This window comes from Actinoplanes oryzae (assembly GCF_030757795.1).
Classification (GTDB): domain Bacteria; phylum Actinomycetota; class Actinomycetes; order Mycobacteriales; family Micromonosporaceae; genus Actinoplanes.
This window is the reverse complement of record NZ_JAUQWH010000273.1, coordinates 1-7101: the sequence shown is the minus strand read 5'-3', so window position 1 is coordinate 7101 and position 7101 is coordinate 1. Positions and strand designations below refer to the sequence as shown.

8 protein-coding genes are annotated in these 7101 nt (G+C 73.4%); 7 read left to right on the top strand and 1 reads right to left on the bottom strand.

Annotated elements, in window-relative coordinates; genetic code table 11:
- From RBH18_RS42240 to RBH18_RS42215, 6 genes are all read left to right on the top strand, one after another.
- Positions 1 to 570, top strand: a 570-nt coding sequence (locus RBH18_RS42240) for an FtsX-like permease family protein (protein ID WP_306216144.1), incomplete at its 5' end; no start/stop codon positions are given.
- Entirely contained in the window at positions 570 to 1505 is a 936-nt protein-coding gene (locus RBH18_RS42235; protein WP_306216143.1) for an ABC transporter ATP-binding protein, read from the top strand. The genes RBH18_RS42240 and RBH18_RS42235, both read left to right, overlap by 1 nt.
- Positions 1498 to 2175, top strand: coding sequence for an ABC transporter ATP-binding protein (locus RBH18_RS42230; protein WP_306216142.1), 678 nt, complete (start codon positions 1498 to 1500; stop codon positions 2173 to 2175). Before RBH18_RS42235 ends, RBH18_RS42230 begins: the two co-directional genes overlap by 8 nt.
- 28 nt (positions 2176 to 2203) lie before the next feature.
- Complete coding sequence (locus tag RBH18_RS42225) at positions 2204 to 2443, top strand: hypothetical protein (RefSeq protein WP_306216141.1); 240 nt, start codon at positions 2204 to 2206, stop codon at positions 2441 to 2443.
- 229 nt (positions 2444 to 2672) lie between these two features.
- A complete protein-coding gene (locus RBH18_RS42220; protein ID WP_306216145.1) occupies positions 2673 to 3617 on the top strand; it encodes an AraC family transcriptional regulator in 945 nt (314 codons plus the stop codon).
- 9 nt (positions 3618 to 3626) lie between these two features.
- The gene (locus tag RBH18_RS42215) at positions 3627 to 3878 is read left to right on the top strand and encodes a DUF3040 domain-containing protein (RefSeq protein WP_306216140.1); all 252 of its coding nucleotides are present in this window, start codon (positions 3627 to 3629) and stop codon (positions 3876 to 3878) included.
- Here the strand turns inward: RBH18_RS42215 and RBH18_RS42210 are convergent.
- Positions 3808 to 6042, bottom strand: a complete 2235-nt coding sequence (locus RBH18_RS42210) for a putative bifunctional diguanylate cyclase/phosphodiesterase (protein ID WP_306216139.1) — start codon at positions 6040 to 6042, stop codon at positions 3808 to 3810. The two genes, RBH18_RS42215 and RBH18_RS42210, sit on opposite strands and share 71 nt — an antisense overlap.
- Positions 6043 to 6165: 123 nt before the next feature.
- On the opposite strand from RBH18_RS42210, the gene RBH18_RS42205 reads away from it, so the two are divergent.
- Entirely contained in the window at positions 6166 to 6882 is a 717-nt protein-coding gene (locus RBH18_RS42205; RefSeq protein WP_372339074.1) for a Clp protease N-terminal domain-containing protein, read from the top strand.
- Positions 6883 to 7101: the final 219 nt, after the last annotated feature.

Genomic DNA, 7101 nt, shown 5'->3' with positions numbered 1-7101 from the left:
CAGCGCGAGTACTACCTGGGCGTGCTGCGCCGCACGATCGGCGGCGACGCGGTCACCGAGGTCACCGACGCCATGCTGCCGCGCCGGGCCGCCCTGACGACCTGGGCCGACTACCGCACCGGGCTGCAGGACAGCGGCGTCAACAGCCTGCTCAGCTTCGTGTTCACCGCCGGTGCGGCGGGCTCGGCGGCGCTGGCGCTGCTCGCGGTGGGGCTGGCGGTGCTCGCCGGGGCGCCGGCGCGCGGCCGGGCGCTGTCCCGGCTGCGTACGCTCGGCCTGTCCCGCCGCCAGGGCCGCAACCTGCTGATCTTGGAGCTGACGCCGCTGCTGGCGGTCGCCTTCCTGGCCGGTGCGCTGGTCGGCTGGGCGCTGCCGCAGCTGCTCGGCCCGGTGCTGGGCCTCGACGCGTTCACCGCCGGGGCCGGCGCCGCGCCCAGCGTCGGCTGGGACCTGCCGCTGCGGGCGCTGGCGCTGCTCGTGGCCGGGATGGTCAGCGCGGTGACCGTGGAGAGCCTGGCCCACCGCCGGATGGGTCTCGGACAGTCGCTGCGGCTGGGAGAGGAAAGCTGATGACCAGTCCCGATCTGGGGGAGTTGCAGCGCCGTGCCGCCGACCGCGCGGCGGCGCGGGCCGGGGGGACCGACCGGCTGCGCGGGCACATCGTCTGCGACGGCCTCGTCCGCATCTTCAAGACCGAGGGCGTCGAGGTGGTCGCGCTGCAGAGCCTCGACCTGACCGTCGACCGCGGCGAGCTGCTCGCCATCGTCGGCGCGTCCGGCTCGGGCAAGTCCACGATGCTGAACATCCTGTCCGGCCTCGACGTGCCGACCGCCGGGATCGCCCGGGTCGCCGGCTACGACCTGCTGACCATGAACGCCCGGCGGCGGCTGCGCTACCGGCGCAAGATCGTCGGGTTCGTGTGGCAGCAGACCGCGCGCAACCTGCTGCCGTACCTGACCGCCCGGGAGAACGTCGAGCTGCCCATGACCCTCGCCGGTGTCAAGAAGCGTGGCCGCGCCCTGGAACTGCTGGAGATGACCGGTGTCGCCCATCTGGCGGACCGGCGGCCCGCCGAGATGAGCGGCGGCGAGCAGCAGCGCACGGCGGTGGCGGTCGCGGTCGCCAACGATCCCGAGGTGCTCTTCGCCGACGAGCCGACCGGCGAGCTCGACGAGGCCACCGCGGCGGACGTGTTCGCCGCGCTGCGCACGATCAACGCCGAGCTCGGCGTGACGATCGTCGTGGTCACCCACGACCACGCGGTGGCGGACCAGGTCCGCCGGACGGTCGCGATCCGCGACGGCCGGACCGCGTCGGAGGTACGCCGCAGCGCCCGCACCGGCGCCGACGGGCTGGAGGAGATCGTGTCCCAGGAGTACGCCCTGCTGGACCGGGCGGGCCGCATGCAGCTCCCCGCCGGGTTCGTCGAGGCCCTGTCGCTGAAGGACCGGGTGCAGCTCACGCTCGAGCCCGACCACGTGCAGGTGCGGCCCGGCGATGAGTGACGTGCTGATCCGCGCGGCCGGGCTGGGCCGCGACTACGGGACGGGCGACCGCATCGTGCACGCCGTCCGTGACGTGTCCTTCGCCACCGGCCGGGGCGAGCTCGTCGCCGTCCGCGGCCGCTCCGGGGCGGGCAAGACGACGCTGCTCAACATCATCGGCGGCCTGGACAAGCCCACCCGGGGCAGCGTCGAGGTCGACGGGCACGACGTCTCCGGCGCGGGCGAGGACGACCTGCTGAAGCTGCGCCGCTCGACGATCGGCTTCGTCTTCCAGTCGTTCGGGCTGATCCCGATCCTGTCCGCCGCCGAGAACGTGAGCGTCCCGCTGCGCCTGGCCGGCTTCGACCCCGCGCAGCGCGAGGAGCGCGTGGCGCTGCTGCTGGAGCTGGTCGGGCTGGGCGGGCAGGCGAACCAGCGGCCGTTCGAGCTCTCCGGCGGCCAGCAGCAGCGCGTGGCCGTGGCCCGGGCCCTGGCCAACGACCCGCCGCTGCTCATCGCCGACGAGCCGACCGGGCAGCTCGACTCCGACACCGGCCGGGCGATCATGGACCTGCTCCGCGCCCTGGTCGACGCCCGCGGCATGACCGCGCTGGTCGCCACGCACGACCCCACGCTCATGGACCGGGCGGACCGCGTGCTCACCCTGCGCGACGGCCGGCTGGAGGAGTAGACGCGCTTCCGCGGGGAATCCGTCCGGTATGACTGCACAAGATCGGCACCCGACGGACGAACCGGACGGCACGACCGCGTACGAAGCCTCCCTGCGCCGCCCGGGCGACTCCGTGAGCAAGCCCGCGCCCTCCGGCGACGACCCGTCCGTGGCCGGCATCGGCGACTTCGCGGGCGCCGAGGCCGGCGACAGCCCCGCGGTGAACCCGCACGCCGGGTACGACGAGGAGGCCACCTCCGGCGACACCTCGGTCTACCGCCCGGACTGATCTGCCATTCGTCTCTCTTATGGACGTCCCCCGACGGGGGCACTCGGCGTATGCTCCGGGACGGCTTTTCCGCCGCTTCCCGGGCCCCCGGGTGCCCTGTCGGGCGATCTGGTGTGCCGGGGTTTCGGAATGGCAGCGGCGTGGCAAGCGGGGCCCTTCGGGACTTCCGTCCCACGGAAGGAAGCGGGCGATGGCCGCCTGGCATGCTGGAACAGTGCAGTCCGTGACCATGACGACCTCCGACCTCGATCAGGCACGATCGCTCATCCGCGATCACTTCTACTCCCACGCCGTCGACGTGCTGTCGCCCGCACCGTGGCGCGCCGAGTTCCACGTGGCCACCGGTGACGCGGTGACCGTGGGCGACTGCTACTTCGGCGCCGACGTGCGGATGCGCTTCGGCGACCTGGGTGCATACCACGTCGACGTCCCCCTCACCGGCGAGCTGGTGTGGCGGCAGGCGCCGCGCGAGCTGTCCGTGGCGACCCCCACGTGCGCCGCGGTCTTCCAGCCGGTGGGGGAGTGCACCCTCGAGCGCTGGAGCGGCGACTGCCAGCTGCTCGCTGTCAAGATCGAGCAGGAGGCGCTGGAGCGTGAGCTCGCCGCGATGCTCGACGCCCCGGTCGTGCAGCGGGTGATGTTCGCGCCGACCTTCGACCTGAGCCGCGGCGAGGGCGCCAGCTGGCTGCGGCTGCTCAAGCTGATCAGCGTCGACGCCCGGGAGCAGCAGAGCCTGCTGCACCATCCCGAGGTCGGCGACCGGCTGCGCGACTCGGTGATCACCGGGCTCCTGCTGGCCGGCCACCACCAGTACCGCCCGATGCTGGACGGGGCGGGCGCGGTGGCTGCCTCGCCCCGCGCGGTGCGCCGGGTGGTGGAGGCGGTGCGCGCGGACCCCCAGCGGGCGTACACGATCGGGGAGCTCGCCAGGATCGCCCTGGTCAGCCGGCGCAGCCTGCAGTACGCGTTCCAGCGGCACCTGGGCACCACCCCGATGGCCTACCTGCGCGACGTGCGGCTGGAGCTGTCGCACGAGATGCTGCGCGACTGCGACCCGGCGGTCACCACGGTGGCCGACGTGGCGTACCGGAGCGGGTTCGCCCACCTCGGGCGGTTCGCGGCGGCGTACCGTACGAGATTCGGGGTGAGCCCCTCCACGACGCTGCGATCCTGAGGAGCGGCCATGGCGCAGGACCCGGACGACGCCCGGCGCTTCGACGACATCGTCGCGCGGCTGCACCACGAGGATCCGGGCTTCACCTCCGCCTTCCAGGAGTCGCCGCACCGCCGGCCGGGCCGGGTGCGGATGCTGATCGGCATCGCGTTCTGCCTGGTGGCACTCGGCATGCTCGCCTTCGGCGGGGTCAAGGGCGCGGTGCTGGCGGTCCTTCCGTGGCTCGTGGGGATGGCGTGCGTGCTGAAAGGTCAAGGGTGAAGTCCCCGGCCCCCATCGGGCGCGCGAAGAGGTAGCCCTGGGCCGTCGTGCAGCCCAGCATCTGCAGCTCGGCGACCTGCGCGGCCGTCTCGATGCCCTCGGCGACGGTGGTCAGCCCGAGCACGCCCGCCAGCCGGATGACGGCCTCGGCGACCCCGGCACCCCGGGTGGTGCCGTCGAGCTTCGCCACGAAGCTGCGATCGATCTTGAGGATGTCCACCGGCAGGTCCGTCAGCAGGTGCAGCGACGAGTAGCCGGTGCCGAAGTCGTCGACGGCCACCCGGATCCCGTACGCCCGCAGCGCCTCGCACGCGGGCACGGCCACCGCCGCGTCCACGATCGCCGACTCGGTGATCTCCAGCACCAGCGCCTCCGCGGGCAGACCCGTGCGGTCCAGCACCGCCCGGACCTGCTCCGGGAAGGCGGGATCCTGCAGCTGCTTCGCCGACACGTTGACGCTGGCGTAGAGGGGCAGGACCGATCGCCACTGCTGCACCTGGCGGCACGCCTCCTCGAGCGCCCACAGGCCCAGCTCGGCGATGACGCCCGTACGCTCGGCGACCGGCACGAACTCGGCCGGCGGCACCGCCCCGAGCACCGGGTGCTCCCAGCGCAGCAGGGCCTCCACCCCGACCGGCCGGCCGCTGCCGAGGTCCACCAGCGGCTGGTAGGCGAGCCGGAGCTGCCCGGAGGCGGCCGCCGTGGCCAGCGCGTCGGCCATCGCGGTGTCCCGGTTGCGGCGGTCGGCCATCGCGGGGTCGTACATGAGCCAGCCGTGGCTGCCGGAGCGCTTCGACTCGTACATGGCCACGTCGGCACGATGCTGCAGCTCGCGCGCGGTGTCGCCGGGGCGGGTGACCGCCACGCCGATGCTGCACCGGATGGTGACCCGCTCGCCGTCGAGGTCGAGCGGGTTGTTGCGCAGCGCGGCAAGGATGCGCTCGGCCACGGCGGTCGCCTGCGCGTCCGTGCCGATGTCGTGCAGCAGCACCACGAACTCGTCGCCGCCGACCCGCGCCGGGAGGTCGCCGCGGCGCACCGACTGGCGTACGAGCCGCGCGAACTCGACCAGCACCCGGTCCCCGGCGTCGTGCCCCAGCGTGTCGTTGACCTGCTTGAAACCGTCCAGGTCGAGCAGCATGAGCGCGGCCCGCTCGTCCTTGAGCTGGTCCAGCCGGGCGCGCAGCCCGGTGCCGTTCGCGAGGCCGGTGAGCCGGTCGGTGACGTTGAGGCGCCGGCTGTCCTGCAGCCAGAACCACTGGCGCAGGGCGAGCGCGCTCGTCGTCACGGCCTGGGCGATGGTCAGCGCGCCCCAGTGCAGGAAGACGTCCTCGTGGATCGTCACGCCCACGATCAGCAGGTTGCCCGCGCCCACGGCCGCGAACGGCACGTACGCCGACCAGGCGGGTACGCGGCCGGTGCCGCTGTCGCCGGAGGTGGGGGCGGCTGCCTGGCGTACGGCGGCGACCGTCATCACCAGCGAGGCGAGCAGCAACGCGCCGTTCGACACCGCCGAGCCGCTGGTCTGCGCGCCGTTGATCCGGATGGCGGAGAAGATCGTGTCCGCGGCGGCGTACAGCAGGATGCCCATCAGCAGCAGCATGGAGGAGCCGGTCAGCTTGCTCACCGGCCCGCGCATGAGCACAGCGCCGACCGCCGCGAGCAGCAGCAGGTTGCCGACCGGATAGCCGACCTCGAAGATCAGGTCCGCCCCCCGGTCCCCGCGGCTGAGCACCGGGTCGAGCACGAAGTACCACACCAGCAGGAAGCCGCTGCTGAAGACGGTGACCACCTCGGCGACGAACGAGCGTCGCACCCCCCGCTCGAGCCGCTGCGCCGACGTCGCCAGCGCGGCCGCCGTCAGGCACCCGAACATGATCAGGCCGCTGGCCACGCCGGCCCACCACCAGCCGCGCAGCCCGGTGACCTCGTGCGCGGTGAACGCCAGGGTCGCGCCGAGGGAGAACGCCCGGCCGGCGCCGGCGAGCAGCCAGGACATCCGGTACGTGCCGCGGCGGGCGGCCCGCACGCTGTACACCGCGCCGAAGCCGTCCAGCAGCACCAGCGACGCCAGCATCACGACGCCGCGCAGCTCGCCGTGCAGCAGGGCCGCTGCCTGCCCCAGCACGGTGAGTGCGATGAGAACCAGGGCCGGCCGCGTCATCCTCCACACGATCGGTTGTTCGGCTGGCGGCGACGCCGGTCACAGGGCCGCACCGATTTGCACCCGATTTTCACCTCATCCGGCGGCGTCAACTTGGGGTTGACGGAGACGTGTCGTCAACCTATGGTTGACGGCATGACGCAGACGACCCCGCCGGTCAGGCTCGACGACCTGATCACGGCGATCACCAAGAACAACACCGACGCCCTCGACCGGCTCTCCGACGCGGTGCTGCTGGCCGACCACATCGGCGAGATCGCGGACCACCTCATCGGCCACTTCGTCGACCAGGCCCGCCGGTCCGGCGCCTCCTGGACCGACATCGGCCGCAGCATGGGCGTGACCAAGCAGGCCGCCCAGAAGCGGTTCGTGGGCAAGCCCGACGCCGACCCGTCGCACGGCTTCAGCAAGTTCTCCCAGGCCGCCCGCAGCGCGGTCGTCGCCGCCATGAGCGAGGCGAAACTCGCCGGCAACGCCGAGATGGTCCCCGCCCACCTCGTGCTCGGCCTCCTCGGCACCGAGGGCACCGCGACCGCGGCGCTGCGTGCGCAGGGGCTCGACCTGGGCCAGGCGCGCGACACCGTGATCGCGACGCTGCCGGCGCGCGGGGACGACGAGCCGGTCCTCATCCCGTACGACGCCCGAGCCAAGAAGGCCCTCGAACTCACCTTCCGGGCCGCCCTGCGCCTCGGCGCCGAGGGGGTGAGCACCGGCCACGTGCTGCTGGGGCTGCTGGAGGAGGAGAACGGCAACGGGGTGCTGGCCACGCTCGGGGTGGACGCCGGGGCGGCCGAGACCTTCGTCGCCCAGGCCCCCGCCGAGCCCCCGGCGTCGGCCTGACCCCGCCTGCCCCCTTACGTGGGGTCGCCGCGGTTGAGCGGGTCGCACAGCGCCGTGGCGGAGACGGCGCCCGGCCCCACGATCAGCGGCGCCCCGGTCGGCGAGTGGCGCCCTGTCGGCGGCCTTACCTACCGAATCTTCCGCCGCCACGCTCGCCGCCGCCTTCTTGATCCCCACGTCGCCCGATTGACCGGCCAGAAGACCGTGAAGGCCCGGCCC